The 25,845-nt window shown below is 63.5% G+C and carries 21 protein-coding genes and 1 tRNA gene; 10 read left to right on the plus strand and 12 right to left on the minus strand.

The features are described 5' to 3' along the window. Positions 1–6: 6 nt before the first annotated feature. The 3 genes from ACQY7X_RS15735 to ACQY7X_RS15745 all read right to left on the minus strand — a co-directional run bounded on the left by ACQY7X_RS15735 (position 7) and on the right by ACQY7X_RS15745 (position 2,946). Positions 7–1,482 (minus strand): sensor histidine kinase, encoded by a 1,476-nt coding sequence (locus ACQY7X_RS15735; protein ID WP_428246364.1) that lies wholly within the window; start codon positions 1,480–1,482, stop codon positions 7–9. 5 nt (positions 1,483–1,487) lie between these two features. Then, positions 1,488–2,039, minus strand: coding sequence for an oxidoreductase (locus tag ACQY7X_RS15740; protein ID WP_428246365.1), 552 nt, complete (start codon positions 2,037–2,039; stop codon positions 1,488–1,490). Positions 2,040–2,172: 133 nt separating this feature from the next. Further along, on the minus strand, positions 2,173–2,946 hold the full coding sequence (locus ACQY7X_RS15745) for an SDR family oxidoreductase (RefSeq protein ID WP_428246366.1): 774 nt from the start codon (positions 2,944–2,946) through the stop codon (positions 2,173–2,175). Positions 2,947–3,025: 79 nt separating this feature from the next. Here ACQY7X_RS15745 and ACQY7X_RS15750 point away from each other — a divergent pair, with 79 nt between their 5' ends. Together ACQY7X_RS15750 and ACQY7X_RS15755 are read left to right on the plus strand one after the other, a co-directional pair. Continuing rightward, positions 3,026–3,901 (plus strand): SDR family oxidoreductase, encoded by an 876-nt coding sequence (locus tag ACQY7X_RS15750; protein WP_428246367.1) that lies wholly within the window; start codon positions 3,026–3,028, stop codon positions 3,899–3,901. 42 nt (positions 3,902–3,943) lie between these two features. Then, positions 3,944–5,344 carry an aspartate ammonia-lyase gene (locus ACQY7X_RS15755; protein WP_428246368.1) on the plus strand — a complete coding sequence of 467 codons (1,401 nt, stop codon included), beginning with the start codon at positions 3,944–3,946 and terminating at the stop codon, positions 5,342–5,344. Positions 5,345–5,362: 18 nt separating this feature from the next. Here ACQY7X_RS15755 and ACQY7X_RS15760 read toward each other — a convergent pair whose 3' ends face one another. Then, a complete protein-coding gene (locus ACQY7X_RS15760) occupies positions 5,363–7,813 on the minus strand; it encodes a methyl-accepting chemotaxis protein (protein WP_428246369.1) in 2,451 nt (816 codons plus the stop codon). Between the two features lie 309 nt (positions 7,814–8,122). Between ACQY7X_RS15760 and hutH the strand changes: the two genes are divergently transcribed. From hutH to ACQY7X_RS15780, 4 genes are all read left to right on the plus strand, one after another. After that, positions 8,123–9,667 (plus strand): histidine ammonia-lyase, encoded by a 1,545-nt coding sequence (hutH, locus tag ACQY7X_RS15765; protein WP_428246370.1) that lies wholly within the window; start codon positions 8,123–8,125, stop codon positions 9,665–9,667. A 117-nt stretch (positions 9,668–9,784) separates the two neighbouring features. Continuing rightward, positions 9,785–10,327, plus strand: coding sequence for a hypothetical protein (locus tag ACQY7X_RS15770; RefSeq protein WP_428246371.1), 543 nt, complete (start codon positions 9,785–9,787; stop codon positions 10,325–10,327). 99 nt (positions 10,328–10,426) lie between these two features. Further along, positions 10,427–10,948 carry a glycoside hydrolase family 108 protein gene (locus ACQY7X_RS15775; RefSeq protein ID WP_428246372.1) on the plus strand — a complete coding sequence of 174 codons (522 nt, stop codon included), beginning with the start codon at positions 10,427–10,429 and terminating at the stop codon, positions 10,946–10,948. Positions 10,949–11,128: 180 nt separating this feature from the next. After that, positions 11,129–11,608 (plus strand): PAS domain-containing protein, encoded by a 480-nt coding sequence (locus tag ACQY7X_RS15780; RefSeq protein ID WP_428246373.1) that lies wholly within the window; start codon positions 11,129–11,131, stop codon positions 11,606–11,608. A gap of 13 nt (positions 11,609–11,621) precedes the next feature. On the opposite strand, the gene ACQY7X_RS15785 is transcribed toward ACQY7X_RS15780, so the two are convergent. From ACQY7X_RS15785 to ACQY7X_RS15810, 6 genes are all read right to left on the minus strand, one after another. Continuing rightward, positions 11,622–12,620: a hydroxyacid dehydrogenase gene (locus ACQY7X_RS15785; protein WP_428246374.1), complete on the minus strand. Its 999-nt coding sequence runs from the start codon at positions 12,618–12,620 to the stop codon at positions 11,622–11,624. Between the two features lie 3 nt (positions 12,621–12,623). Then, on the minus strand, positions 12,624–13,691 hold the full coding sequence (locus tag ACQY7X_RS15790; protein WP_428246375.1) for a LacI family DNA-binding transcriptional regulator: 1,068 nt from the start codon (positions 13,689–13,691) through the stop codon (positions 12,624–12,626). Between the two features lie 9 nt (positions 13,692–13,700). Next, complete coding sequence (locus ACQY7X_RS15795) at positions 13,701–15,587, minus strand: TRAP transporter large permease subunit (RefSeq protein ID WP_428246376.1); 1,887 nt, start codon at positions 15,585–15,587, stop codon at positions 13,701–13,703. Positions 15,588–15,680: 93 nt separating this feature from the next. Continuing rightward, a complete protein-coding gene (locus tag ACQY7X_RS15800; RefSeq protein ID WP_428246377.1) occupies positions 15,681–16,718 on the minus strand; it encodes a TRAP transporter substrate-binding protein in 1,038 nt (345 codons plus the stop codon). Between the two features lie 122 nt (positions 16,719–16,840). Further along, complete coding sequence (locus ACQY7X_RS15805; RefSeq protein ID WP_428246378.1) at positions 16,841–17,521, minus strand: hypothetical protein; 681 nt, start codon at positions 17,519–17,521, stop codon at positions 16,841–16,843. A 72-nt stretch (positions 17,522–17,593) separates the two neighbouring features. Then, entirely contained in the window at positions 17,594–17,776 is a 183-nt protein-coding gene (locus tag ACQY7X_RS15810; RefSeq protein WP_428246379.1) for a hypothetical protein, read from the minus strand. A gap of 178 nt (positions 17,777–17,954) precedes the next feature. On the opposite strand from ACQY7X_RS15810, the gene ACQY7X_RS15815 reads away from it, so the two are divergent. Genes ACQY7X_RS15815 through ACQY7X_RS15830 form a run of 4 tightly spaced genes read left to right on the plus strand, consistent with a single transcriptional unit; the run spans position 17,955 to position 23,014 of the window. After that, positions 17,955–19,469, plus strand: coding sequence for a glycosyltransferase family 39 protein (locus tag ACQY7X_RS15815; RefSeq protein ID WP_428246380.1), 1,515 nt, complete (start codon positions 17,955–17,957; stop codon positions 19,467–19,469). Beyond that, positions 19,436–20,917, plus strand: coding sequence for a UbiA family prenyltransferase (locus ACQY7X_RS15820; RefSeq protein WP_428246381.1), 1,482 nt, complete (start codon positions 19,436–19,438; stop codon positions 20,915–20,917). Before ACQY7X_RS15815 ends, ACQY7X_RS15820 begins: the two co-directional genes overlap by 34 nt. Positions 20,918–20,951: 34 nt before the next feature. Beyond that, positions 20,952–22,274 carry an FAD-binding protein gene (locus tag ACQY7X_RS15825; protein WP_428246382.1) on the plus strand — a complete coding sequence of 441 codons (1,323 nt, stop codon included), beginning with the start codon at positions 20,952–20,954 and terminating at the stop codon, positions 22,272–22,274. Then, positions 22,271–23,014, plus strand: a complete 744-nt coding sequence (locus ACQY7X_RS15830) for an SDR family oxidoreductase (RefSeq protein ID WP_428246383.1) — start codon at positions 22,271–22,273, stop codon at positions 23,012–23,014. Before ACQY7X_RS15825 ends, ACQY7X_RS15830 begins: the two co-directional genes overlap by 4 nt. 87 nt (positions 23,015–23,101) lie before the next feature. Here ACQY7X_RS15830 and ACQY7X_RS15835 read toward each other — a convergent pair. Beyond that, positions 23,102–23,176 (minus strand) — tRNA-Val (locus tag ACQY7X_RS15835). A 111-nt stretch (positions 23,177–23,287) separates the two neighbouring features. Further along, a complete protein-coding gene (locus ACQY7X_RS15840; protein WP_428246384.1) occupies positions 23,288–25,765 on the minus strand; it encodes a penicillin-binding protein 1A in 2,478 nt (825 codons plus the stop codon). Positions 25,766–25,845: the final 80 nt, after the last annotated feature.

Consider the following 25,845-nt stretch of genomic DNA (forward strand, 5'->3'; position numbering starts at 1 on the left):
ACGGCGTCAATTGCCGCCAGGCGTGGACAGGATGGCGCCGAAATCAGCGACGCGGCTGATCCGCTCGGGCGGGAAGCGCAGCGTGGCGGTGGTGCCGAGGCCGAGCTGGCTCTTGAGCTGGATGCGGCCACCATGCAGTTCCACCAGCCGCCGGGTGATCGGCAGGCCGAGGCCGGTGCCATCATATTGCTGGCGCACCAACTGGCTGCCGCCGCGCGCGAAGGGCTCGAACACGCGGGCGACTTCATTCTCCGCCATGCCGATGCCGCTATCGGTGACGCTGATTTCATACCAGCCATCGGCAGCGGTGCCGTGCTCCACGGTAACGCTGCCACCCTCGGCGGTGAATTTGACACCATTCGACAGCAGGTTCAGCACCATCTGGCGTATCGCGCGTTCATCGGCCCACAGCGCGCCGTCATTCTGGGAGCGGGCGATATCGACACGCACATTCTTGGTCCGTGCCTGCACCATCACCAGGTCGAGGCAATCATCCAGCAGCATGCCGATATCGATGCGGTCCTCGTTCAATTCCACGCGCCCGGCCTCGATCCGCGACATGTCGAGGATATCGTTGATCAGGCTAAGCAGATGCTGGCCGCTCTGCTGGATCGAGGCGACATACTCGGCGTAGCGCGAATTACCAAGCGGTCCGAACAGGCCTTGATGCATGATATCGGCAAAGCCGATCACCGCATTGAGGGGTGTACGCAGTTCATGGCTCATCGAGGCGAGGAAACTCGACTTCGCCCGGTTCGCCGCTTCGGCTTGGCGGCGCGCGGCTTCCAGGTCACGCGCCAGGGCGGCGAGATGGCGGTGCGCCGCATCGGTTGCGGCCGCCTGGCGCAGCAGCAGGCGCGAGATTACCGTCACCACCACCGAACCGGCCACCAGCAGCCCGATCAGCAGCATATAGAGATGCTCCAGTCGCCGGTTGGTATCGGCGATGCGGATCTGGGTCAGGGTATTGGCCCGCGCGGTGAAGGCGCCGAAGCGCGGCGCGGCTGCCGCCAGTTGCTGCAGCAGGCTGTAGCCGGCAGCATCATCGCCGGCGGTGAAACGGCCTACCGCCGCTTCCCATTGCCGGATTTCACTGGCCAGCGCGGCGAAATTCGGCGCCATCTCCGGATCGTCGAGATAGACCTCGGCACTGCGGCCCTGCTCGATGGCGGCAAGGCGGGACAGCATGATGTCGTAGCGGGTCTGGGCCTGGCTGCGTGCACGTTCCGGCATGCCGGCAAGGATTTCCGCCAGTGTGGCATCGAAGGCAAGGAATTCGGCACGCAACTGCGTTGCTTCGAAGATCACATTCTGCCGCATCACGCGGCTGAATTCGCGATGCTGGATGTAGAGATAGGAGGAGATCGCGACAATGGCGATGGCGAACACGGCGGTGAAGCCAAACACGAAACGCCGCGCCGAGCCGAACAAGCTGGCGCGTTCTGGTGTGGCGTGGCCAATGAGCGGGTCGGTGCCGGGCATCGGGATCAGCGGATATCGAGCCGGCGCAACTGCCAGACCGACCGCGTGTAGTAGGTCTCGTGGCGCAGTTCAGACTGGCTGTCGAACGGGTAGATGAGGAAAAGCGGCCCCTTGTCGCGCACCGTCATGTAGGCGCCATCCAGTTTCAGCGCCAGGATCAGGCCGCGCTGCAGGAAATCCGCCACCGGCACGGACGAGGCATAGTCATTCAGCGCCACGGCCTGGGCGATGCCATCGCTCTTGGCGCGCACCAGTTCCATCAGGGCTTTGCCGGGTATGCCATCGAAGCGCACCTGGCCCTTGTGCCAGGGCGTGGTGGTGCTGAAGCCGGTTTCGCCCAGCGCCTCCAGCATGGCCAAGTCAAAATTCGCCACAATTTTGCCCTGGGCGTCTTTTCCATTACCGCGCTCGATGGCGCCGGAGATGGTGAGAATTACCGGTCCCTTGGGCTGTGCCAGGTCCTGCGCCGCCACGCTGCCTGAGCCGAAGCCAGGCAAGGCGAGCAGGACGAGCAGCAGCAGCGCCGGTAAACGGCGAATCTGAACGCTTATCCACATGGCAGCAACCATACTACCGGATATTGCAGCCGCAAGGAAATGTCTCCTGTGCAGCCACAATGCCGCAGGATGCAGCCCTGGCGGGAATGTCCGGTCAGGTCACAGGGCCAGTCAGGTCACACGGACAGTCAGATCATAGGGTTCGGGTCAGGCCACCATCGACATCAAGGATGGCACCATTGATATAGGCCGCCGCCGGCGAGGCCAGGAAGGCCACCGCCTTGGCTATTTCCGTCGGCTCGCCGAAGCGGGCCACGCCCATGGCGCGGGGCATGCGCTGGGCTGCTTCATCAGCCGTGATGCCCTGTTCCTTGGCGAAGGAGGTGATGCGCACCTTCAGCCGGTCGGTGGCGATGCTGCCGGGATTGATCGCGTTTACCCGCACGCCTTCCAGCACACCCCGGTCGGCCAGCACCTTGGTCAGGTTCATCGCGGCTGCATTGACCGAGCCGCCGATGGCGAATTCGGCGCTGCCGGTGCGGCCGCCGACGCCGATGATGTTCACCACGCCGCCCTGGCTGGCCTTGAGATGCGGCCAGGCGGCACGGGTGAGGCGCATGGCACCAAAGAATTTCAGGGCGTAGCCGTCGCTCCAGTCTTCATCGGTGAGGCTGAGGAAATCGCCGCGCTTGGTGGCGCCGGCGTTGTTCACCAGCAGGTCGATGCGGCCGAAGCGGCTGATCGCCGCCTGCACCAGAGCGGTGGCGGCATCGTTCGTGCGCAGATCAATCGCTTGCACCAGACATTCGCGGTTCAGCTTCCCGGCCAGATCCTGCAGCAGGTCGGCGGAGCGTGCCGCCAGCACCAGCTTCATGCCTTCTGCGGCCAGTTCCTCGGCGATGGCGCGGCCGATGCCCTTGCTGGCACCGGTGACGATGGCGACTTTGCCACCCAGCTCAAGCTCCATGAGGCTTCCTCCCGTTTTCTGCCCTCAGTATAATTTGCGCATACAATAAATTCCAAGCGATGGAAGCCGGGGAGGGCACATGTTTCGGACTGATCTGCTCAAGGACAAGCGCATCCTGATCACCGGTGGCGGCACCGGGCTGGGCAAGGCGATGGCGAAGCGTTTCCTCGAACTCGGCGCGGTGGTCTATATCTGTGGCCGGCGCGAGGGGGTTCTGCGCGAGGCGGCGATGGAGCTGAGTAGCGCGACCGGCGGCCAGGTGCATTTCATGGCCTGCGACATCCGGGTTGCCCAGGCAGTGGATGAGATGATCGAGACGATCTGGCGCGATGGGCCGCTGGATGGCCTGGTGAACAACGCGGCGGGCAACTTCATCGCCCAGACCGAGAAGATGAGCCCACGCGGCTTCGATGCCATCGCCAATATCGTGTTCCATGGCAGCTTCTATGTCACCCAGGCCTGCGGCAAGCGCTGGGTGCCCGCCGGCCACAAGGCCAGTGTTATTTCCATTGTCACCTCCTGGGTCTGGACCGGCTCGGCTTTCGTGGTGCCGTCCGCCATGTCGAAAGCTGGCATTGCCGCCATGACCCAGAGCCTGGCTGTGGAATGGGGGCCGAAGGGCATCCGCCTCAATGCCATCGCGCCCGGCCCATTCCCCACCGAAGGCATGACCAAGCGCCTGGCGCCGACACCGGCACTGGAAAAACGCATGATGGACTCGATTCCCATGCGCCGTGTCGGCGAATTGCCCGAACTGGCCAACTTCGCGGCCTTCCTGATGGCCGATGAAGTGAGCTATATTAACGGCGAGGTGATCGCCATCGATGGCGGTCAGTGGCTCAATTCAGCGGGCGGCTTCGGCAACCTGCTGGAATTGTCGGACAATGACTGGGTCGAGATCCGCGCCGCCATCGAGGCAACCAACGCCAAGGACAAATCGCAGCGCACCGTCTGAACCGTCACCTCCTGGTGCGGTGCGCCGCATCAGGAGAATGTGATGACTGACACGCGGCTCGAGCATGACTCGCTCGGCGAGATGGCGATTCCGGCGGCGGCCTATTATGGCATCCAGACCCGGCGGGCAATCGATAACTTCCGCATCTCCGGCATCGGGCTCAATCACTATCCCAACCTGATCCGCGCTTTCGGCATGGTGAAGAAGGCCGCTGCCGGTGCCAACACCAAGCTCGGCTACCTGCCGCCGGAGAAGAATGCCGCCATCGCAGCGGCCTGCGACGAACTGATCGGCGGCCGGCTGCATGAATGGTTCACCATCGATGTGTTCCAGGGCGGCGCGGGCACTTCCACCAACATGAATGTAAACGAGGTGGTGGCCAATCGCGGTCTCGAACTGATGGGACATCAGCGCGGCGATTACGCGCATCTGCATCCGAATGACGATGTGAACCTCTCGCAATCGACCAACGATGCCTATCCCACGGCGGTGCGGCTGGCGACATTGCTGAGCCATGCCGAACTCTCCGATGCCTTGCAGGCCCTGGCCGCCGAATTCCGCAAGCGCGGCGAGGATTTCAACACCATCGTCAAGCTCGGCCGCACCCAGCTTCAGGATGCCGTGCCGATGACTCTGGGCCAGGAATTCGAGGCCTTCGCGATCAACATCGAGGAAGATGTGGCGCGCGGCAACGAAACCGTGCGGCTGTTCCATGAAGTCAATCTCGGCGGCACTGCGGTCGGCACCGGCATCAACACCGACCCGGATTATTCCGCGCTGGCGATTGGCGAACTGGCGCGTGTTTCCGGCCTGCCGATGGTGCGCGCCGCCAACCTGATCGAGGCAAGCTGGGATATGGGCGCCTTCGTGCTCTATTCCGGCATGCTCAAGCGCGTGGCGGTTAAGCTCTCGAAGATAGCCAACGATCTGAGGCTCTTGTCATCCGGCCCGCGCGGCGGCCTGAACGAGATCAACCTGCCGCCGATGCAGCCGGGTTCCTCGATCATGCCGGGCAAGGTCAACCCGGTGATCCCGGAAGTGGTCAACCAGGTCTGCTTCCAGGTGATCGGCAACGACATGGCGGTGACCATGGCGGCCGAGGCCGGCCAGCTCCAGCTCAATGTGATGGAGCCGCTGATCGTGCATAACGTGATGCACTCCTTGCAATTGCTGGTGCGGGCGGCGCGCACGCTGACCGAGCTTTGCGTGGCCGGCATCACGGCGAACGAGGATTACTGCCGCCGCCATGTCGAGGCCAGCATCGGCCTGGTCACGGCGCTCAATCCCTATATCGGCTATGAGCGCGCGGCGGCGCTGGCTAAGGAAGCCCTCAAGACCGGCCGCACCGTGCGCGACCTGGTGCTGGAAAAGGGCTGGGTCGACGCCGGCCAGATCGATACCATCCTCGACCTTGCCGGCATGACGCATCCCCGCAAGCGTTAGGCGCGTAAACGCTAGACTCTAGAATTCCTTCCAGTCGTCGTCGTTACCGGCGGCGACTGGCGCGGGAGCAGGTTTGGCAACCGGCTTGGATGATGGCTGGGCTGGCGGCGGCGTCGTCGCCTTGGCTGCCGGCTTTGGCGCTGCCAACTTCGTCACTTCGGCCGGTTTCGCAGGCGCTGCGGGCTTGGCTGCGGCAACCGGCTTCGGCGCGGCTGCCGGTTTGGCGGCGCGCGGTGCGCCGCTGCCTTCGATCTGGAAGAAGGCGACCAGACGCGCCAGCTCGCTCGCCTGATTGCTTAGAGACTGCGCCGAGGCCGAAGTTTCTTCCACCAGCGCGCCGTTGCGCTGGGTCATTTCATCCATGCTGGCAACAGCGGTGTTGATCTGATCCAGGCCGGTCGCCTGTTCGCGTGAAGCCGCTGCAATCTCGGCGACGATATCGGTCACCTTCTTCACGGCGGTCACGATTTCGCCCAAGGCGGTACCGGCCTGGTTCACCAGCGTCGCGCCGGTTTTCACCTGGCTATTGGATTCCGCGATCAGGGCCTTGATGTCCTTGGATGCACTGGCCGACCGCTGCGCCAGCGCGCGCACTTCCTGCGCCACCACGGCAAAACCCTTGCCGGCTTCGCCAGCCCGCGCCGCTTCGACGGAAGCATTGAGTGCCAGCAGGTTGGTCTGGAACGCGATCTCGTCGATCAATGCCACGATCTCGACGATCTTCTGGCTCGATCCTTCGATGCCGCTCATGGCGCCAACCACATCCTGCATCACGCTGCCGCCCTTGTCGGCGGCATCGCGCGCCGCCTGGCTGAGCTGATTGGCCGCCTGGGCATTGTCGGCATTCTGCCGCACCGTGGCGGTAATCTCGTGCATGCTGGCGGCGGTTTCCTCAATGCTGGCGGCCTGTGACTCGGTGCGTTGCGCCAGATCCTGGCTGCCGGCGGAGATTTCGGCGGAAGCCTCGCTGACCATGGCGGCGCCATCGGCGATGCCGCGCACGGTGCCGGAAAGCTGCTCCTGCGTGGTGTTGACGTTATCCTTCAGGGTGCCGAACACACCGCGATACTCGCCGCGCACCCGCCGCTTGAGGTCGCCGCCAGCCATGCCGGCCAGCACCTGGCCGACTTCCTCCACCGCCGCCGAGACGCTGCCGACGAGGTTGTTGATGCCTTCGGCTAGGCCCTTCATCACACCGTCGAGGTTGCTGGTGTCGATCCGCTTGGTCAGGTCGCCGGCCACCGCCGCCGTCACCACCATGCCGACCGAGCGGTCAAGCTCGGCTTCCTGCTCGGCGCGGTCGCGTTCGCGCTGCTGGCGTTCGGTTTCCACCTGCTGCCGCAGCCGTTCATTCTCCTCGCCATTCTGCTTGAAGATCTGCACCGCCTGGGCCATGCGGCCAAGCTCGTCCTGGCGCTCCAGGCCGGCCACCACGATGCTGTAATCGCCGGTGGCAAGCTGGTCCATGGTATCGGTGAGTTGCAGCACCGGCTGGCGGATCGAACGGCCGATCAGCATGGCGAAAATCACCGCGACCACCAGTGCGATAGGGGCGGTGAGTGCAATTACCAGCAACGTGCCTTCCAGATTGCGGTGCAGCGCGGCTTCATCGGCATCCAGTTCGGCGCTGCGTTCCTTGGCCAATGCGACGTTGAGGTCGATGGCGGCCACGGCATGCTGGGCCATGCGCGCCTGCATGTCGGTGCCGATCTTGCCGATGATGGTCATCACCCGCACCAGGCTGCTGGCATAAATCTTGGTGGAATTGGTGATCTCATCCACCACCTCGCCCTTCGATACCACGGCCAGGCGATCGGTAAGCAGGTTGGCCGCGCCGGTCACCTCGTTGGTGAGCTGCATGGTGCGGGTGAGCAATTCCGGTTTCGGGCGGTAGAGGAACTGATAGGCGGTGGAACCGATCAGGGCCAGGGTTTCATTCACCCGGGTGGCGAGATAGGCGGTTTGGTAATCGCCGCGTGCTTCGGCATCATCGATCAGCTTGGGCAGGATCTGGCGCAGCTTGGTGGAGGCCGGCACGGTCTCGCGCGCGAAGATGCCGTTATACTCGGCACGCGCCTTCACCACTTCCTCTACCACCGCACCGTATTTCTCCACCTGATCGCGGATCGTGGCGATCTGCTGGCGGTCCTTGGCATCGGATACGGCTTCGGCGGCTTTCAGCGTTTCAGGCATCGACTTGATCAGCGCGCGTGCCTTGTTGAGGCCGTCTTCGCTGTCGCGGTCGATGTAGAGCAGTATGTTGCGGCTGATATCGATCACATCGCGTTCGGCGCGGAATACCGCCCGGGTGGCGTCGGAGGAATCGTCATAGGCATCGAACAGCGAACTGGCCCTGTTGGCGCCGAACAGGCCGGCGCCGGCAACCACGACAAGCAGCAGAATGACGATACCGAAGCCGATATTGATGCGGCCGCCGATGCTGGTATTGGACAAGGCCTTGGCTGACATGACTACCCCCTTGGAATTTTACTCTCGCAATGTGTTGTGCCGGCTGCCGATGGCTGCAAGCCCAGCGTGCGATAAGCATAGGCCCGTATGTGCTGCAAGGGGAAGGGCAGGATTGCGACGGCGATGTGAAAGCAGCGCATTGCCCAGAATGATGGCAATCGCCTAAGGCCTGGCCAGGACCGGCAGGCTTTAGGCGAGGCCCGGTCAGAGCCGCCTGCATATTCTCCGCTTGACGCCGCCGGGCACCATTCCTAGGCTGTCTATACATGTCTAGCATATTGCTCGGCAGACGAGATTGAGGAGGCTGGCATGGCGGATTTGGTGCTTGAGCCTGGCCGGGTGCCGCTGAGCGGCTGGCGGCGCATCGCACGCGAGGCGCCGCGCCTCGCGCTCAGCCCGGCGGCACGCCCGGCGGTGGATGCTTCGGTGGCGCTGGTGGCGCGCATCATCGCCGAGGGCCGTGTTGCCTATGGTATCAACACCGGCTTCGGCAAACTCGCCCAGGCCGCCATCCCGAATGACAGGCTGGCTGAATTGCAGCGCAATCTGGTGCTGTCCCATGCCGTTGGTACGGGGCCGCTGCTGGAGGACGATGCCGTGCGGCTGATCCTGGCGCTGAAGGCCGCCAGCCTGGCGCGTGGCCATTCCGGCGTGCGCTGGGAGGTGATCCAGCGCCTGGTGGATTTCGCCAATCTCGGCCTGCTGCCCTGCATCCCGGCCAAGGGTTCGGTAGGGGCCTCGGGCGACCTGGCGCCGCTGGCGCATATGACCGCCGCCGTGATCGGCGTTGGCGAGGTGCGCTATCAGGGACGGATCATGCCGGCCGCCGAGGCGCTGGCGCAGGCCGGTTTGCAGCCGCTGGAATTGGCGCCCAAGGAGGGCCTTGCGCTGCTGAATGGCACGCAGGTTTCCGCCGCCCTGGCCCTGCTCGGGCTGTTCGCCGCCGAGGATGTATTTGCCGCCGCCATGATCTCGGGCCTGCTGTCGCTGGAAGCCGCCAAGGGCAGCGATGCACCGTTCGATCCGCGCATCCATGCATTGCGCGGCCAGCCCGGCCAGCGCGATACGGCGGCGGTGTATCTGGCGCTGCTGCAGGGCAGCCGCATCCGGGAATCGCATCTCGATTGCAGCCGGGTGCAGGATCCGTATTCGCTGCGCTGCCAGCCGCAGGTGATGGGCGCGGTGCTGGATCTGCTGCGCCAGTCGGCGGCAACGCTTGAGCGCGAAGCCAACGCCGTGACCGACAACCCACTGCTGTTTCCCGATGCCGGTGATCCCCATGGCGGCGACGTGCTGTCGGGCGGCAACTTCCATGCCGAGCCGGTGGCCTTTGCCGCCGACATCCTGGCGCTGGCGATTGCCGAGATCGGCGCGCTCTCCGAACGCCGCATCGCGCTGCTCACCGATCCGACGCTGAGCGGCCTGCCGGCCTTCCTGGTGGCCGAGCCGGGCCTGAATTCCGGCTTCATGATTGCCCATGTCACGGCGGCGGCGCTGGCTTCCGAGAACAAGCAGTTGAGCCATCCGGCCAGTGTCGACTCATTGCCGACCTCGGCCAACCAGGAAGACCATGTTTCGATGGCTACCCATGGCGCACGCCGGCTGCTGACCATGGCGGAAAATACCGCCGGCATTGTCGGCATCGAATTGCTTGCCGCTGCTCAGGGCATCGAATTCCATCGCCCGCTGCAAAGCTCTGAGCGGCTGGAAGCGGCCCATGCCCTGATCCGCCGGGCGGTGCCGGCCTATGACCAGGACCGTTTCTTCGCTCCCGATATCAAGGCTGCCAGCACGCTGGTACGGGAAGGGGTGTTCCGGCCCTGGCTCGAAGGGATGCTGCCGGCGGCGCAGTAGGGCCTGGCTCTTTATAGCGTGTAATTATATTCATATACTCGCGTAATGAGGATTTTCTGGTGATCCTCAATTATACGGGAGCGGGTTGGTATGGGGTTTATCACACGTAGGCTTGGTGTGGCATTGGTGCTGCTGGCTTTCGCTGCCATGCCGGTATTCGCAAGTGACGGGCGTATCCCGGTCAGCGATCTCAATGTGGTTTTCATCAACGTGGATTTGTCGCAGAGCCAGAGCAATGTCCGTGACGACAGCGAGGCGCGCCGCATGCGCGACACGATGACCTCGCAGCAGCACAGCTTGCGGAATGCCGTTGTGGACAAGCTGCCTGCCTTGCTTGCTGCCAAAGGGTTGCCGGCGCAGGGCTATGCCGTGGAATTTGACATGCGCGGAAATCCGATCCGCCCTGCCATTGTAAATCCTCAGAACCATCTGCTCGTGATTGCGCCTGCGTCGGCGCAGAGCCAGTGCCGTCGTTCAGCCTGCTTCACCGTCTTCACGGTTACCCTGCGATTGCTGGCTCCCGGGGTGAATGTGCCGCTCTGGGAGAGCAAACTTAAGGAACCGATCAGCACGCTGTGGGAGCGTAAGCCGGAGGCGCGGTTTGACGAATTCCTGGCTGAGATTGCCGGCACCATGGCAAAGGCTGCAGCGCGGCAATGAAATCGGAAAACTATCCTATTTGGTGAATAATATGATAATATTCATCCTATAGGTGTATTGTGTGTTATGCTGCCCTGGCAGAACAGCAGGGGGCACAGGATGGCGGTGTTCGACGATTGCTTCAGCTTCGTGATCGGCGTGGAAGGTGGCTATACCGATAACCCGAATGATCCCGGCAACTGGACCGGCGGTGCGCCCAACCAGGGCCAGCTCAAGGGCACCAAGTTCGGCATTTCGGCCAAGGCCTATCCGACTCTCGATATTCCCAATCTGGGCTTGGCCGATGCCGAGGCGATCTATCGCCGCGACTATTGGAACAGGCTGCAAGGCGACAGCCTGCCGCCGCCGGTGGCCCTGGTTGCATTCGATAGCGCGGTCAATGCCGGGGTCGGCAATGCTGCGCGCTGGCTGCAGATGGCGGTGGGTACCAAGCCCGATGGCGTGATCGGGCCGCAGACACTGGCGGCGCTGGCGGCGAAAAAACCGGGAGCGGTGGCGGTGGAAATGCTGGCGCAGCGCAATGCCTATAACTACAGCCTCTCGGCAGCGGCCAATTTCGGCCTCGGCTGGTCGCGCCGGCTTTTCGCGGTGTCGCAGCAGGCTGCAATCATGCAGGCATAACACTGCGTAAAACTGAGTCATTTCGTAATCTTTGACATGATTCCGGCAATTACGGCGCAACTTATTCCCCCTATGGTGCAACACCTGCTGACAAGTTGCCGCAGGAGTGCAAAAGCCGTTGCTTTCGGCGTCAATTGGCCCCATATGCCAGCGCAATTCACCACATTTGCTGGCGAGGCAATGGTGCTTCCTGGTCTCAAGGATCCCCGGCTGGTCCGGCTGCATGACTATTGGGCGAGCAAGATCGGCTCGGACGGCGCGCTGCCGTGCCGCGAGGATCTTGACCCCCGTGGCATGGGTGCCTCGGTGCTGCCCTGGATCATCCTGCTCGATGTGATCGAGACGCCGAAGGGCCGCTATGGCCGGCGCTACCGCTACCGCGTCGTCGGTACCGAAGTGGTTGACCGCTTCGGTTTCGACCCAACCGGCAAGTATGTTGATGATCTGGGCGATACCGACATGATCCGCCTGGTGCATCGCTACATGGATGAAGCGGTGAGCAGCCGCCGCGCCAGCGTCACACAAACGCCCTTCATGGGGCCGGACAGGGAGTTCCTGTCAACCGAGCGCCTGATCCTGCCGCTGCGCGGCAAGGATCACGATTGTGTCGCCAAGCTGATCGTGGTGCCGCTGGCCGAGCCGGCCATGGCGGCATGCTGAACAGGCGTATTGCTTAAATAGTCTTGATGCCGAAACGGCTGAGGCGGTGTGCCTCGGCGGGATTCACCGCGCCCGGCGGCAGCGTGCCGGCGGCGAGCGCGGCTACCTGCGTCACGGTGTCGAAGGCCTGATGCGCCACGGCTTCCGGGGTCAGGCCGCCGATATGCGGCGTCGCCACCATATTGGGCAGCGCGGCCAGCGACGGCGTCGGCATCTGGTCCGGTGCGCGGCCGACATCCATGGCGGCCCCGGCAAGATGGCCCGAGGTGAGCGCATCGCGCAGGGCTGCTTCATCCACCAGTTCGCCACGCGCCAGGTTGATGAAATAGCTGCCCCTCGCCATGGCGGCGAAACGGTCGGCGTTCATCAGCTTCTCGGTTTCGGCATTGGCCGGCGCCAGGCAGACGACGAACCGCGCATGGGACAGCAGCACATCCAGCGCCACCTGGCGCACGCCCGGCTCGTCGATGCGCTGATAGGGATCATAGGCCAGCACCTGCATGCCGAGCGCGCGGGCCAGCTGGCTCAGGCGCCGGCCGATGGCGCCATAGCCGATGATGCCGAGGCTGGAAGCCGATAGCTGTATGCCCATGCGGATCGGCGGCTGCGTGCCGGCGCGGTAGGCGCGCACGGCGTCGCTCACGCCGCGCGCCAGATCCACCATCAGGCCGATGGCGAGTTCGGCGACGGAATCGATGAAGCCCGCGGTGGCGCGCGTCACCAGCACGCCGGCCTTGCTTGCTGCCCCAAGATCAACGGTGCGGATATCCATGGCGCAGCGCAGGAAGGCGGCCAGATCGGGCAGGGCGGCGAATACCGCTGCTTCGCCGGGTGTCTGGCGGTCGGAAACGATCACGTCGCAGCCCTGCGCGCGTTCGATCAGGGCCGCCGTGGTCAGTGGTTCGTCGCCTTCGTGCAGCAGCACCTCGCCATGCTGGCTGAGTGCGGCCAGGGCGGCATCGCCGTAATAGTTGTTGCGGGCGGCGGGAGTGTGGGTCAGCAGGATGCGCATGGTCTAGCCCTTGGCACTTTTGCGCACCGGCTTGACGGCAGCACGCGGCGGCGCCACGGAATCGCGCACCAGCAATGACGAGGAGAAACGGAATTCGCCGGGCGGCGTCTGCGGCTCGGCAAGGCGCAGCATGATGCGGTCCACCATGGTGCGCGCCAGTTCCGGCGTCGGCAGCTTGATGGTGGTGAGGCGCGGCGCGGTATAGGCGCCGAGCGGAATACCATCCATGCCCACCACCGACATATCCTGCGGCACAGTGAGGCCCTGTTCGCGCAGGCCCGCTGTCAGCCCGATCGCCATCATGTCGTTGATCGCCACGGCAGCGGTCGGCTGTTCGGGATGCCGCGCCAGCGGCGCCGCCAGGCTCTGGCCCAGCTCGGCCATTTCCTCATCGACATAGCTTGAGCCGGTGCTGCCTTCGATCACCACGCCCTTGATGCCGGCCTTCTGCACGGCGGCCATGAAGCCATCGCGCTTCTCGGCGCGGCTGAAGGTCCAGGTAGAGGGGGTGACGAAGGCGATGCGGCGATGACCCTGCGAAACCAGGTATTCCACCGCCAGGCTGGCGCCAGCCGCGTTATCGGCGGAGACGTAGTCCAGGATCGGCTCGCGGTCGCGGCGGGCATGGCTGTCATAGCTCACCGCCACCATGCCGCGCTGGATCGGTGCCTCGAAATGGCTTTCATCGGCCAGCGAGGAAATCACGATCACGCCGCGCACGCCCTGCGACCACAGATCGTCGATGAAGGCGCGCTCATGCTCGGGCTTGCGGTAGGTATTGGCAACGATGACGCGGTAGCCATGGCGGCGCCAGGATTCCCCCTCGATCTCGCGCGCCAGCAGGCCATAGCTGGGATTGCCCATGGAAGGCACCAGCAGGCCGAGCAACTGCACGCGGCCGGTCTTGAGCTGGCGCGCGGTACGGTTCGGCTGGAAGTTCAACTCGCGCACCGCCTGTTCCACCCGCTGCAATGTCTCGCGGCTCATGCGGTCGGTGCGGCCGTTCAGCACATTGCTGACGGTGGAGATCGAAACTCCGGCTAGCCTGGCGACATCGTTGATGGTGGACATGCGGTTTTATCAGTTGATGCCGAGACGATTCGGCAGCCAGAGGGACACGACCGGGAACAGCACCAGTATAACGATGCCGACCACCAGAATGGCGAGATATTTCGCCATCGGGCGGGCCACGTCCTCCACCCGCGTGCCGGTCATGGCGCAGGTGGCGAAGAGGCCGAGGCCGACCGGCGGCGCGAACAGGCCGAGGCCCATCGCCACCACCATCACGGTGCCGAAATGCAGCGGGTTGACGCCGAGCTGCGCCGCGATGGGCGTGAGCAGCGGGCCGAAGATGATCAATGCCGGGGCGCCTTCCAGCACGGCGCCGAAGAACACCATCACCACGGTAGCCAGCAGCACGAACATGATGCTGCCGTATTTGTGGCCGAAATCGACCATCACCTGGGTGATCATGGTCGGGATCTGCTCGATGGTGAGCGCGTAGGCGAAGCCGGAAGCCGCCGCGACAATGAACAGGATGCTGCCCGACATGGTAGCGGAATGTACGAACAGCTTCACGGTGGCCTTCCAGGTCAACTCGCGGAAGGCGGCGCCGCCGATCACCAGGGCATAGACCACGGCGAAGGCGGAAATCTCGGTCGAGGTGGCGATGCCGGTCATCACGCCGCGCCCGATCATCAGGATCATCAGCAGCGAGATGATCGAGCCGACGATGAGCTGCGTCATCGAATGTTCGGGAGTTTGCAGGTGTTCCTTGTCCACCTTGCCGCCGAACCAGATCGCCACGCCAGCCAGCAGCAGCGCCAGCAGGGCCGCCGGGATCAGGCCGGCCATGAACAGGCCCGCCACCGAGATATTGGCGACGAAGGCGAAGATGATCATGTTGACGCAGGGCGGGATGGTTTCCGCCATTACCGCCGTGCAGGCGAGCAGGCCGGCGGCCTCGTTGGGATCCTGCCGGCTGCGGCGCACGGCGGGCATGATGATGCCGCTCACCGCCGCGATATCGGCCAGCTTGGAGCCGGAGATGCCGGAGAAGATCGCGGTCGAGGCGATGATGATCAGGTTGATGCCGCCGCGCATCCGGCCCATCAGGTGCAGCAGCAGGCCGATCAGGCGGGCCGACATGCCGTTCACTTCCATGGCGATGCCGGCCAGCACGAAGAAGGGGATCGCCAGCAGCACGAAATGATCGGCGCCGGCCGCCACCTGCTGCGAATAGATCACCATCGGCAGCGACGGATCGGCGAGGAAATAGACCAGCGAGCCGAAGGCCAGGGCGAAGGCGATCGGCACGCCGACGATGACGCTGAGCAGGAAGCCGAACAGCAGCAGCAGCAGCGGCGTGATCGCGGCCTGCGGCAGCAGGTGGTTCCAGCCATAGATGGCAGCGACGACGCAGGCGCAGCCGATGAAACTCTGCAGCACCTGGGTGCGGTTGCCGTCCAGCGCGTTGGCCCAGGCGAACAGCGTCATGCACAGGCTGCCGAACACCACCGGATAGGCATAGATGCCATGCGGCAGGCCGAGCGGCGTGGTCTGGTCGTGGCTTTCGATGGCCAGTGCCACCGAGGTGATGAACAGCGCGGTGGCGACACCGGCAACGATCCAGCGGTTGATATGCGCCAGCATGTCATGCCAGGTGGCGGGGAACTGGCGGTGCAGTACTTCGATGCCGGCATGCTGGCCGCGGCCCAGCGCCGTGCCGGCGCCGAAGAATACCAGCAGCACCATCAGCGCGCGCGCCACTTCCTCGGCCCAATCGACCGGGTCATGCAGGAAATAGCGGAAGATCACCGAGGCGAAGACCACCAGCACATCGACCGCCAGCGCGACGCCGGCGGCATAGTCGAGGAAGCCGAGCAGGCGGCGCAGGCCTGCGCCGATAATGCCGTAGCGTGCATAGAGCAGCGGCGCATCCGCCGCATTGCTGGTCATTCCCGCCATGATACGTTTCCCACCCGATGTTCCTGTTTGTTTTTTTGATTGCCGGGCCGGCCGGTGCTGCCGGCCGGCCCGGATAGTCACTGCCAGCCAGGCTTAGCCGCGTGCCTTGGCGATGATCTGGAACAGCGGCTTGGTGGACGGATACTGTTCCGCGAACTGCGCATAGAGCTTATCCGACATCTGCTTGCCGATGGCGGTGCGGTCGGCGGCGGGGAAGGGCGTGAAGGTGACGCCGAGCTTCTCCAGTTCCTTGATCGCTTCCTTGGCCTTGCTGTCGGCCACGGCGCGTTCGGCGATGGTGGCTTCGCGGGCGGCGCTGTGGAAGGCATCCTTCAGGTCGTTCGGCACCTTGGCGAGGCCGCGCTTGCCGATGCTGGCGGTCATCGGGCTGAACAGGTGATCGGTCTGCAGGCAGAACTTGGTCACTTCATAGAAGCGGTTCGACAGCACGGTGGCGGCATCATGCTCGAAGCCATCCACCACGCCGGTCTGCAGGCCGGTGTAAAGCTCGTTGATCGGCATCGGGGTCGGCACCGCGCCCATCAGCTTGAAGGTTTCGATGAAGGCCGGGGCGGGCAGCACGCGCAGCTTCACGCTCTTGAGGCCGGCAAGATCGGCGGCCTTGGCGCGGGTGTAGACGCTGCGGGCGCCGAAATGGAAGCCCCAGCCGAGCACGCCGACGCCCTTGCGGTCCATCATCAGGTTGGCCAGCGCATCGCCCAGGCCGGCATCCAGTGCCTTGGCGCCATGCACATAATCATCGAACAGGAAGCCGAGATCGAGCATGCCGATTTCCGGCACGGCGGTGGCCCAGATCGAGGAGCCGGTGATCATCATGTCCACCGAGCCGATGATCACCTGCTGCACCACATCGGCTTCCTTGCCGAGCTGGCCGTTGGGGAAATAGTCGAGGCGGATGCGCTCGCCCACCTTGGCCTTGAGGCGCTTCTGGAATTCCTCGAACCAGATGTAATGCGCCGCGTTCGGGTCCACCGGCATCGAGGACGAGACGCGGAAGGCGATCGGCGATTGCGCCTGCACGATGGCCGGTGCGGCGAAAGTGGCGGCGGCGGCAAGGCCGGCGGTGGTGCCGAGGAACGCGCGGCGAGAGAGCTGCGGCTTGTTGCGCATGATGTGAGTTTCCTTCCCGTGTGGTTCGTTGTTGTTTTTGGTAAAACGTTTTACTAAATCGTTTTATTAACTTATTGCGACGTCGCCGTCAAGATGATTTGGCGGCACTGCTGCGGGGCGGTTTATCCCTGGCGGCGGGAAACCGTGGCGTAGAGCTCTATGTCGAGGCGGTTATGCGCGGTGACGGTGCTGAGATCGTCGGCGGAAAGGTCAGGCCGCTCACCGGTCGTGACATTCTCCGCCGGCAGTTGCGTCTCTGCCGGCCAGTGCAGCGCCTGTGCCAGCGAAGCCATGAAGCCGGGCATGGCTTCCAGGGTACCCACCAGGGCGAAATGCCGCTCCAGGTTATGCAGGGCAAGACCGAGCAGCCAGTCGTCGGTGATGATGCAGCCGGGTTCCGGCGGGATGCCGGCGATCATGCGGCACATATGGTTGTTGGTCATTTCGGTGATGCCGCTGGCGATGAAGGCCTGCAGGCTCATGCCGCGCGCCGCCGCGGAGAAAGGCGAGGCGGCATCAATCTTGAGAAAGCGATACAGCGACACCACCCGGGCAATGGGTTCGCGCAGCACAGTGGCATAGCGCGGTTCCAGCCCCAGCAGGCGGTGCACGCCGTAGGAGAAATGGCCCATCAGCAAGGACGGCGCCGGCCTGGCGCGGAATGCCTTGGCGAAATCCAGGTCCGGCGCGCCCAGCGCCAGCACCGGTTCGTAAACGAAGGCGGCGTCCGGGCTGAAGCGCTCGGCCAGGCGGCGCAGCGAGGTGCCGGCGGTTTTCGGGATATGGCAAAGCAGCAGCGTCATGCGGCGAGCATGGAACGGCCTAATGCCGGCCAAAGCAAGCCTGCCGCGCTAGCCGTTAAAAGGCCCAGCCGTTCAGGAGGATGTCGGTTTGGCGGGCTTTTTCCGCTTGCGGCCCACCGAAAGCTCGATCCAGGCGGGCGGATCGCTGGCGGGGAAGGAATCATCGGCGGCCACGGCAACCGTATCATCGGGATCGATGCGGCGGCGTTTCGGGCGCTGTGGCTGTTGTTGTGGTGGTGGCTGATTTTTTGGCATGGCGGAAAGACAACGCGCGAATCGGCATTTGGTTGCGCACCAGCTTCGGAGGGTTGGAAAATATAATGCATGCGCGGTGCCGGTCCGGCCTAACATTGCCTGGAACCCGGCTTGCTATAAAATGCCGGACGCCGTCAGGTCTGTGGCAAATGGGTGTTGGTCTAAGGGTGGAGCTAGCATGTCTCCGGCTGAAACCGTGGTTGCTGATCGCAGGCTCAAGCACCTGCTGCTGGCTGTATTCCTGGCTGTTGCGGCCCTGCTGCGGTTCCATGGCATCACCGACAATGATATGTGGGCGGACGAGCTGTTTTCGTGGCAGCAAGCAACGTCGAGCTTCGCCGCACTGATAGAGCAACTCGGCGGCGATATACACCCACCGCTCTACTTCCTGCTGCTCAAGCTGTTCGTTGCGGTTTTCGGCGACAGTCTTTTCAGCCTGCGGCTTTTTTCGGTAATACCATCCGTGCTGACGGTCGGATTACTGTTCAATCTTGCTTGGCAGCGTACCAATCCGGCAACCGCAGTTCTCGCCGCCTCGATCATCCTGTTCTCGCCCGCCTCGATTTACTACGCGCATCAGGTACGTTCCTATGCGCTTTGCGAAATGACCACCATCCTGGTGCTGACATCTCTGCTGCACTATCTGGAAAGCCGGCGGGGGCATCACCTGCTGATCTTCCTGCTGCTGTGCACGGGGCTCAATTACCTGCATTTCATTGGTCCGTTTTTCCTCGCAGGCATAGGCGCGCTCGCGCTCTGGCTGCGCCTGGTCGGCAGGATCGATAATCGGCAATTCTGGTCCGTCTTTGCCGTATTGGCGATCAGTGGCGCGGCTCTGGTACCATGGCTGTGGTTTCTGCTCGGGCGCAGCCACATGGTTGCCGCACAGGCCAATGTCTATACCGGCTTGAACGGTGTGATTGAAGCCATCAAGGTTTTTGTAAAGCTGCTGGGTGGCTTCTTCCCGGTGCTTCCCGCCCTGTTGATATGGGCTGCCGGCCTGTGGTGGCATATGCGTCGTACCGGCCCGGCTGACGATGCGAGTGACATTTCCACATTATGGATGACACATATCCTTGCGCTTGTGCCGTTTGCGCTGTTCGCCCTCGAGGGCATTGTAGGGGGGCCCTTCATACGGCTGCATCCGGCAATCATCGCGCTGCCATGGTTGGCGCTTCTGCTTGCCTGCTGTCTGATGGCAATGCCTTGGCGTTGGCGCTGGATTCTGGGCCCGCTTTATGGCGTTGCGCTGCTGTATGCCGGAAGCACCATACCTTACCGTATCAGCCAGGTAGCTTTCTCGAAGGTGCTGGATTATGCCATGGCACAGAAGCTGACTGATCTCATTGTCTATTCCGAGGAATTGGCCAATACGCAGACGTTCCTGAACGGCAACGCCGTGAAATTTATTGACGTCCGAGCCATTCCTCCTGATTTATGTGGCAAGCGGGTAGGGGTTGAGGTGCCGGCCAACGACGCGGCTTATGACAAGGAGCGGCATCTGCTGGTTTATGGCTTGACCGCACCGGGTGGGCGGCAAAGCCAATACGCACTGCCACAGAAAATGACGCTATTGCATGTCGAGAATTTCGACTATGAAAATACCTGGAAGCTTGGTGTGACCTATCGTTATCAGCTTTACATTTTTGACACCGGCCCATGCCGCTCGCCAGACACGGAAGCCAGGAATTGACCCAGGAGCTGCTTAATCAATCCGGCAGTGAAGCGGTGCCTCTGGTGGTGGATCTGGATGGCAGTCTGATCCGCAGCGATATTCTGCATGAAAGTTGTGTGCAGCTTTTTGCTCTCCAGCCGCTGCGGATTTTCCAGTTGCCTGGCTGGCTCGCCCGCGGCAAAGCGGCGCTCAAAACTGCTCTTGCTGATGCCGTGGATCTGGATGTCTCACAGCTTCCGATCAATGAATCCGTACTTGATTTCCTGCGTGCCGAGAAGGCCGGCGGGCGCCGTATCATACTGGCCTCGGCCTCGCATCGCCGCCATGTGCAGGCCTTCGCTGAGCATCTTGGCCTGTTCGACGGCATCCTTGCCACGGAGGGGGAGATCAATCTGGCGGGTACCAGCAAGGCGCGGAAGCTGGTTGAGCAATTTGGCACGGGCGGCTTCGACTATATCGGCGACAGCGATGCGGATATTGAGGTGTGGCGCCATGCCCGCCATGCCTATGCGGTGAACCCATCTGCCCAGCTGGAGCGCAAGCTGCGGGCAATACATCCCGATGCCATGCTGATCCGGGGCGAGGTGCCGCAAGCGCGGGATTATCTCCGTGCCCTGCGGCCCCACCAATGGGCCAAGAATACCTTGCTGTTCCTGCCTATGCTTGCTGCCCATGCCATCGCGGCAGAAAGCCTGCTGCGCTTGGTGCCAGCCTTTGTCGGCTTTTGCCTGGTTGCTTCGGCGGTCTACCTGCTGAACGACCTGATCGATCTGTCCAACGACCGCGATCATCACAGTAAGCGTCTCCGTCCTCTGGCCAGCGGAGCGATTCCCATCCTGCATGCCGCGCTGCTTTGTCCGGCCCTGCTTGCTGTCGGCCTGGCCAGCGCCGTGTTCGTCTCGGCGCCCTTCCTGGCGTTGATCAGCGCGTATTTCCTGTTGACCACGGCATATTCGCTTTATTTGAAACGTACGGCCATTATTGATGCCATGGCTTTGGCTGGTCTTTACACGCTTCGCGTTTTCGCTGGCGCCGTCGTGCTGGATCTGCCGATTTCCCCGTGGATGCTGGCATTCTGCCTTTTCCTTTTTCTCAGCCTGGCACTGATCAAGCGCTATACCGAACTCGATGCCAGGGCGCGCAGGCGAAAGACCACCATTGCTGGCAGAGGCTACCTGGTGGACGATATGCCACTGATCGAGGTGTTGGCGGGAGCTTCGGGCTATGCCGCCGTGGTGGTGCTGGCGTTGTATGTCAACGCGCCGGTGGTGAGCGCGCTGTATCTGCATCCCGAAGGCCTGTGGCTGATATGCTTACTGCTGCTATATTGGATCAGCAGGATATTGCTGCTCGCACATCGGGGGCAGATGCACGAGGATCCTGTCGTATTCGCGCTCAAGGACCGGGTCAGCTTGATCACCGCCTTGCTCTGCGCCGTCATCGTGGCGGCAAGCAGCCTGCAATGAGCGGAAATCATCTCATGCCGGAGACCTTGGCATCATGAGGCTCGCTGGCTGGGGCAATTACCCGCATGTCGACTGCCGAGTGATTAGTGGTGCCGGGCTGCCGTCGCTGCGCGAGCGCGTCACTACCGAGCCGTCGCTGATCGCTCGCGGCAATGGCCGCTCCTATGGCGACGCGGCGCTGAATCAAAAGGCAACGCTGCTCACCCGTGGCCATGATCATATCATCGCCTTTGAACCCGATAGCGGCTTGCTGGTGGCCGAAAGCGGCCTGCTGCTGGGTGACCTGATCGACATATTCATTCCCCGCGGCTGGTTTCCACCCGTTACACCTGGCACCAGGTGGGTCTCCCTGGGTGGCATGGTGGCGGCTGATGTGCATGGCAAGAATCATCATGGTGCCGGCTCTTTTTGCAATCATGTGGAAAGCCTGGAACTGATTCTGGCCGATGGTACTGTCGTCAGTTGCTCGCGCAGCCAGCATGCGGATCTGTTCGCGGCGACATGTGGCGGCATGGGCCTCACCGGACTTATCTCCAGCCTGAGTTTTCGCCTGAAGCCGATTCGCACGGCCTGGATCCGGCAGCAGACTATGCGCTGCGCGAATCTTGCTGAGGCCATGGCGCAAATCGAGGCGGCGCGGCACTGGACCTATTCCGTGGCCTGGATCGACTGCCTTTCCGCCGGCCCGGATGCCGGGCGTTGCCTGCTGTATCTGGGCGAGCACGCGGAGCCTGATGAGCTTGATGCAGCGCGCCGAGCGACACCTTTGGTCTGGCCAACCCGGCGGTCGGTGCCCGTGCCGGTGAATTTTCCGGAATGGGTATTGAACGGCTTCAGCCTGCGTGCCTTCAATGAGGTTTATTACCGCGCGGCGCGTCCGGGCAGCGCGCTGGTGGATTGGCAAAGCTATTTCTATCCGCTCGACCGCCTTTCGGATTGGAACCGGATTTATGGCCGCAGCGGCCTCCTCCAGTATCAATGCGTATTACCTGGCGAGGCCAGTGCCGCTGGCCTGGGGCAGTTGCTGCGTAGCGTGGCGCGGGCCGGCATGGGGGCTTTCCTGGCAGTTCTGAAGCAATTTGGGGATCATCCTGGCGGAGATTTGTCGTTCCCCATGGCCGGCTATACTTTGGCGATGGATTTTCCGATGCGCCCACGCAGCCTGGCCCTGTTGAATGAACTGGATGCCATTGTTGCAGATCATGGCGGCCGGCTGTATCTGGCGAAGGATGCGCGCATGACGGCAGCGATGCTGCGCAAGGGCTATGCTGGCCTGGAGCGGTTCCAGGCGCTGCGGCATCGCAGCGGTGCTGCCAGCCGTTTCACGTCGCGCCTTGCCGAGCGGTTAGAGCTATGACCGAGAACAAGTGCCGTGTCCTGATCCTGGGGGCCAAGTCGGATATTGCACAGGCTACGGCCCGTGTCTTTGCCGCCCATGGTCATCCGTTGATGCTGGCCGCCCGCGATCTCTCGCGCCTGGAAAGCCTGGCTGCCGATCTGCGTATTCGCCATGCCGCCACAGTCTCTCTGCATCGGTTTGATGCGCTGGACATCGCGGAACACGAAAGTTTCGTTGCCGGCCTGCCAGCACTGCCAGACGTTGCCATCAGCATGGTTGGCATACTGGGGCAGCAGCAGCAGAGCGAGCGTGATCCTGTGCAGGCCAGCATGATCCTGCGCAGCAATTTTGAAGGCCCAGCCTTGATGCTGGGGATATTGGCCAACAAGTTTGCCGAGCGTGGTTCGGGTACGCTGATTGGTGTTTCGTCGGTGGCTGGCGATCGGGGCCGTGCCGCCAATTATGTCTACGGTTCCGCCAAGGCCGGCTTCACGGCTTTTCTTTCCGGCCTGCGCAACCGTCTGGCACGACAGGGCGTCCATGTCATTACCGTCAATCCTGGATTCGTGCGGACCCGCATGACCGAGGGCATGCAGACGCCCAAATTGCTGACGGCCGAACCCGAACAAGTCGCCAGAGCGATTCATCGTGCTTGGCGCAAACAGGATGACGTGATCTATGTCGGGCCGCTCTGGCGCCTGATCATGGTGGTGATCCGTGCGTTGCCGGAGGCCTTGTTCAAACGGCTCTCGATCTGAGAGCGGCCGGGTGCGCGTGCTGGTGCATCGCCTGCCGAGGCAATACAACTCCCTGATTTTTCAGGAAATGGCCGAATTTTCAGGAAATGGTGGGCGGTGCAGGGATTGAACCTGCGACCCCAGCAATGTGAATGCTGTGCTCTACCGCTGAGCTAACCGCCCGCCAGGATGCCACAGCCGGTCAGGACCGGCGGGCGAAGGGGTTTCTAAGGGCCGGGGCGGGTCCTGTCAAGCGGCCCCAAGCATGAGGAAATCGGTCCTGGGAAATTTGTCTTAATACAGCCCGCCGGTGCCCGAAGTCGGCGCCGCGCCGGCACTGCCGCCGGCGCCGCTGATTGCTTCGCGCTCATACAGCGAGCCATCGAGCACGTTGCGTTCGCCGGTCGGCTCGGTGCCGGGGCGGAAGGCTTCCAGGATCACGCCACGGTCGCCGGGCTGGGCGGGAAGGCCGGTATCGGCCTGCACGCGCACCAGACGCACGCCGGGCGGCACGCGGAACTGGATGCCGGGGCGGGTTTTGAGTGCCTCGGCCATGAAGTCGCGCCACACCGGCACCGCCACCGAGGCGCCGGTTTCGCGCTTGCCGAGGTCGCGCGGCGTGTCGTAGCCGACGAAGACGCCGACCGCGAGATCGGGGCTGAAACCCATGAACCAGGTATCGAAGCTGTCGTTGCTGGTGCCGGTCTTGCCGGCCACCGGCTTGCCCAGTTCACGCAGGCGCACGCCGGTGCCACGCTGCACCACGCCTTCCAGCATGGAGACCATCTGGTAGGCGGTCACCGGATCGAGCACGGCCTCGCGCAGATCGGGCAGGGCCGGCTCGGCCTGGCCCTCGAAGGCCGGTGGGCGGCAGGCATCGCAGGGCCGGGCATCATGGCGGAAGATGGTGCGGCCCTGGCGGTCCTGCACCTTGTCGATCAGTGTCGGCGCGATCTTGCGGCCGCCATTCACCAGTTCGGCATAGGCGGTGGTCAGCTTCATCAGCGTGGTTTCGCCGGCACCGAGCGACATCGACAGTACATTCGGCATGTCGTCGACGATGCCGAAGCGCTTGGCATAGCTCACCACCTTCTCCATGCCGATGGCCTGCGCCAGGCGCACGGTCATCAGGTTGCGCGACTTCTCGATGCCGACGCGCAAAGTGGAGGGGCCATAGAATTCGCGCGTGTAGTTGCCCGGCTTCCACAGCGGCAGGCCGGGCCCCTGGTCGAGCACGAAGGGCGCATCGAGCACGAGACTGGAGGGCGTGAAGCCGCTATCCAGCGCGGCGGTGTAGACGAACGGCTTGAAGCTGGAGCCGGGCTGGCGCATCGCCTGGGTGGCGCGGTTGAACTGGCTGACCTTGAAGTCGAAGCCGCCGACCAGAGCCAGCACGCGGCCGGTATGCGGGTCCATCGCCACCAGGGCGCCGCCGACTTCCGGGATCTGGCGCAGCGCATAGGCATCCTTCTGGCCCGGCAGCGGATCGGCGATGATCACGTCGCCGGGCTGCAATACGTCAGCGGCGCTTTTCGGCACCGGACCGAGCTGCACCGCATGGGTATTGCCGTTGCTGGTATCCAGCTTCGGCCGCGCCCAGCGCAGGTCGGCATAGGCGATGCGGCCGGTGCTGCCATCGCCGAAACCGATCTCGGCGGCATCATTGGCCACCGAAATCACCGTGGCGACGCGCCAGGGCGGCAGGATGGCGCCGAGCGGTATGGTGCCCGGCTGTTGCAGCAGGCCGGTGAGGCGCAGGCGCCAGTCGGTGCTGGCCGGCAGCTTGGCCAGCGGCCCGCGCCAGCCGCCGGCACGGCGGTCATAGGCCACCAGGCCGTCGCGCAACGCCTTCTCGCCGGCAGCTTGCAATACAGGGTCCATGGTTGCACGGACAGAGAGGCCGCCTTCATAGAGTCCCTTGTCGCCATAGCGCTGCGCCAGCGAGCGGCGCACTTCCTCGGCGAACCAGTCGGCGCGGGCGAATTCGGTTTCCGGCCGGGTCAGCGCCACCAGCGGCGTGTCGCGCGCCGCCTTGGCTTCCTCGCGGGTGATCACGGCATCTTCCAGCATGCGGTCGATCACATAGTCGCGCCGCGCCTTGGCGCGGTCATTCTGGCGCGTCGGATGATAGCTGCTCGGCGCCTTGGGCAGGCCGGCGAGATAGGCCGCTTCCGCGATGGTCAGGTCGTAGAGCGACTTGTCGAAATAGGTCAGCGCGGCGGCCGCCACACCATAGGCGCCGGCACCGAGATAGATTTCGTTGAGATAGAGTTCGAGGATCTTCTCTTTTGAGAAGGCGCGCTCGATGCGGAAGGCGAGGATCGCTTCTTTGGCCTTGCGGCTCAGCGACACTTCGTTGCCGAGCAGGAAATTCTTCGCCACCTGCTGCGTGATGGTGGAGGCGCCGACCGGGCGGCGGTTCTGCGCCACGTTCAGCACGTTCTGCACCACGGCGCGGGCGATGCCCACCGGGTCGATGCCGGCATGGGAGAAGAAATTCTTGTCCTCGGCGGAGAGGAAAGCCTGGATCACCGAATTCGGCATCGCCGCGATCGGCACGAACAGGCGGCGTTCGCGGGCGAATTCGGCGATCAGGCGGCCATCGCCGGCATGCACGCGGGTGGTGACCGGCGGCTGGTAATTGGCGAGCTGCTGATAGTCGGGCAGGTCGCGGCCATAATACCACAGGCCATAGAGGCCGGCGGCGGCGGCGGCGAGGCTGCCGAGCAGGGCGAGGAAAAGCAGGGCGAAAAAGTAACGCAGCAACCGCATCGGGATGTCGGACCGCCTGGGGCAGAAAAAGAAAAGGAAGGCGCCGGTTCATAGACCCGCCAGCGCCTTCTGTACAGACC

It is taken from the genome of Ferrovibrio sp. (genome assembly GCF_965278975.1).
Lineage (GTDB): Bacteria > Pseudomonadota > Alphaproteobacteria > Ferrovibrionales > Ferrovibrionaceae > Ferrovibrio.

Excerpts from the sequence above, each read along its gene's own strand:
- ACQY7X_RS15810 (WP_428246379.1), bottom strand. The coding sequence starts at position 17,776 with ATGCCAAAAAATCAGCCACCACCACAACAACAGCCACAGCGCCCGAAA.
- ACQY7X_RS15815 (WP_428246380.1), top strand. The coding sequence starts at position 17,955 with ATGTCTCCGGCTGAAACCGTGGTTGCTGATCGCAGGCTCAAGCACCTG.
- ACQY7X_RS15745 (WP_428246366.1), bottom strand. The coding sequence starts at position 2,946 with ATGGAGCTTGAGCTGGGTGGCAAAGTCGCCATCGTCACCGGTGCCAGC.
- ACQY7X_RS15750 (WP_428246367.1), top strand. The coding sequence starts at position 3,026 with ATGTTTCGGACTGATCTGCTCAAGGACAAGCGCATCCTGATCACCGGT.
- ACQY7X_RS15740 (WP_428246365.1), bottom strand. The coding sequence starts at position 2,039 with ATGTGGATAAGCGTTCAGATTCGCCGTTTACCGGCGCTGCTGCTGCTC.
- ACQY7X_RS15775 (WP_428246372.1), top strand. The coding sequence starts at position 10,427 with ATGGCGGTGTTCGACGATTGCTTCAGCTTCGTGATCGGCGTGGAAGGT.
- ACQY7X_RS15825 (WP_428246382.1), top strand. The coding sequence starts at position 20,952 with ATGAGGCTCGCTGGCTGGGGCAATTACCCGCATGTCGACTGCCGAGTG.
- ACQY7X_RS15735 (WP_428246364.1), bottom strand. The coding sequence starts at position 1,482 with ATGCCCGGCACCGACCCGCTCATTGGCCACGCCACACCAGAACGCGCC.
- ACQY7X_RS15830 (WP_428246383.1), top strand. The coding sequence starts at position 22,271 with ATGACCGAGAACAAGTGCCGTGTCCTGATCCTGGGGGCCAAGTCGGAT.
- ACQY7X_RS15805 (WP_428246378.1), bottom strand. The coding sequence starts at position 17,521 with ATGACGCTGCTGCTTTGCCATATCCCGAAAACCGCCGGCACCTCGCTG.
- ACQY7X_RS15800 (WP_428246377.1), bottom strand. The coding sequence starts at position 16,718 with ATGCGCAACAAGCCGCAGCTCTCTCGCCGCGCGTTCCTCGGCACCACC.
- ACQY7X_RS15760 (WP_428246369.1), bottom strand. The coding sequence starts at position 7,813 with ATGTCAGCCAAGGCCTTGTCCAATACCAGCATCGGCGGCCGCATCAAT.
- ACQY7X_RS15785 (WP_428246374.1), bottom strand. The coding sequence starts at position 12,620 with ATGCGCATCCTGCTGACCCACACTCCCGCCGCCCGCAACAACTATTAC.
- hutH (WP_428246370.1), top strand. The coding sequence starts at position 8,123 with ATGGCGGATTTGGTGCTTGAGCCTGGCCGGGTGCCGCTGAGCGGCTGG.
- ACQY7X_RS15780 (WP_428246373.1), top strand. The coding sequence starts at position 11,129 with ATGGTGCTTCCTGGTCTCAAGGATCCCCGGCTGGTCCGGCTGCATGAC.
- ACQY7X_RS15820 (WP_428246381.1), top strand. The coding sequence starts at position 19,436 with ATGCCGCTCGCCAGACACGGAAGCCAGGAATTGACCCAGGAGCTGCTT.
- ACQY7X_RS15795 (WP_428246376.1), bottom strand. The coding sequence starts at position 15,587 with ATGGCGGGAATGACCAGCAATGCGGCGGATGCGCCGCTGCTCTATGCA.
- ACQY7X_RS15790 (WP_428246375.1), bottom strand. The coding sequence starts at position 13,691 with ATGTCCACCATCAACGATGTCGCCAGGCTAGCCGGAGTTTCGATCTCC.
- ACQY7X_RS15755 (WP_428246368.1), top strand. The coding sequence starts at position 3,944 with ATGACTGACACGCGGCTCGAGCATGACTCGCTCGGCGAGATGGCGATT.
- ACQY7X_RS15840 (WP_428246384.1), bottom strand. The coding sequence starts at position 25,765 with ATGCGGTTGCTGCGTTACTTTTTCGCCCTGCTTTTCCTCGCCCTGCTC.